Raw genomic sequence first — 1,960 nt, forward strand, 5'->3', positions numbered from 1 at the left:
AATCTTTATTCTCATAACAAATAAATTATATTGTTTTGAATTTTCAATTTTAGTCATTTGAATTTGTTTTAAGATTTCGGATTTCGAATTTCGGATTTCATTTGTTCCATTAAAGCTAAACACATACATTTTATTAAATCCTTACCATAAGTTTTGCGTTTTGCGTTTTGCACTTTGAATTTTCTTTCACACATACAATCCTTGAAATTCGTATATATCAGGTCTTCTCAGCCCCAACCCAATGGCTACTAAAGGAGAAAGGATAACTATGGCTATACTATGCCTTTGGCAAAATTTAAGAAACTAGATTAGAATCTTTATCTCTTTAAAGCCCTACAATGGAATGTTTTGATGGTATTTAACAAAAAAATCTACAAAGGAAAAAAAGGCTATCTTTTTGTGATGCGTTTTTGATATAATATATCCTGTTTAGAGGTAATTCTGGACAAAGGTAGCGAAATATAGAAATTTAAAAATTTTGGGATAGAAAAAATGGCCCCTTGTCATTGTACAGGAGGTAAAGCAGTCAAAATGTTTCAACAACAATTTAAAGATGATTTTATAGAAATTTCTGCTGGAATGATAATAATTTAACCCTTTCCAGTAGTATATGTTTAGCTATTGGCTCTTGGTTTTTAGCCATTAGCTTTGGAATTGTATGTTTAGCGAAGCTAAACACGTACGATTTAAATGATTGACTTTAAACAAATTGATGAAGCAAGAAAACTATTAGGGCTGGATGAAGAGGCTACTTTAGAAGAAATAAAAGAAGCCTACCGAAACTTAAGCCTTAAATATCACCCTGATAGATGTAAAGAGGCAGATAAAAAACATTGTGAGGAGATGATGAAAAAGATTAATTATGCCAGAGATGTTATCGTTGCCTACTGCGCCGGCTATAGATTCTCTTTTAAAGAGAAAGACATTAAGAAAAATGTAATGGATAAAGGATTGTATGACCATCTAAAAAGGTTTTATGATGGCTGGTGGGGCGATTTAGATTTATGAGAACAATTTTTGACCAATATTACAATAGATACGATTTATGGTATGATAAAAATAAGGTTGCATACTTGTCAGAGTTGGAGACAATCAAGAAGATTTTGCCAAAAAGAGGCAAGGGGTTAGAAATTGGCGTTGGGACAGGCAGATTTGCTGAGCCTTTGGGGATTAAATATGGGATTGATCCTTCAGAGAAAATGCTTGAAATTGCCAAAGGAAGAGGGGTAAAGATAACATCAGGCTATGGCGAGAAGTTACCATTTAAGGATTATATATTTGATTATGTTGCAATTATCATCACCCTTTGTTTTGTAAAAGACCCTCTAAGAGTATTAGATGAAGCAAGGAGGGTTTTAAAGAAGAATGGTAAAATTATTATAGGAATTATTGATAAAGATAGCTTTCTGGGTAAGTTTTATCTAAAAAAGAAGAGTATATTTTATAAGCAGGCGAATTTATTTAATGTAAGAGAGATTACGAATTTGCTCAAAGAAGCAGGATTTAAAAGGCTCTCTTATTATCAGACATTATTTAAACTCCCAGATGAAATAGATTCTATTGAAATGCCACAAAAAGGGGTTAATAAAGGTGGTTTTGTGGTAATTAAAGGAGGAAAGAGATGATTATCTGTTAGCTAACGATATATTGTGTTGTAATATTCTTTTCATCTTTTAAGTATTGAGCAGGGGTTTTATACCGAAAACTTCTAAGTCTTTTATTTTGATTATAAAATCAATTGAATTTCAAGCAAACCCTTTTATTAAAGGGCTAGGGTTAAGATGCCTGTTTGGTCTAAGGATTAGGAACTTAGTCACTTTTTCACCAACATCATAACCCAACTTCCATACTGGCTTCCTAACTTTAACCTAAAATTAAAATTGTTGCTTTTATTGTAAGACAATAATATAATTTTCTAATGCAATACAGAACAAATGTAATGATATGTGCTGGAACAGGG

At 31.8% G+C, this 1,960-nt stretch carries 2 protein-coding genes; both read left to right on the forward strand.

The genetic code is table 11. The annotated features are described in order from the left end of the window. Positions 1–690: 690 nt before the first annotated feature. On the forward strand, positions 691–1,008 hold the full coding sequence (locus tag AB1630_12820) for a J domain-containing protein (protein MEW6104672.1): 318 nt from the start codon (positions 691–693) through the stop codon (positions 1,006–1,008). Next, positions 1,005–1,625, forward strand: a complete 621-nt coding sequence (locus AB1630_12825) for a class I SAM-dependent methyltransferase (GenBank protein MEW6104673.1) — start codon at positions 1,005–1,007, stop codon at positions 1,623–1,625. Before AB1630_12820 ends, AB1630_12825 begins: the two co-directional genes overlap by 4 nt. The last annotated feature ends 335 nt before the right edge of the window (positions 1,626–1,960 follow it).

This window comes from bacterium (genome assembly GCA_040753555.1).
Lineage (GTDB): Bacteria > UBA9089 > UBA9088 > UBA9088 > UBA9088 > JBFLYE01.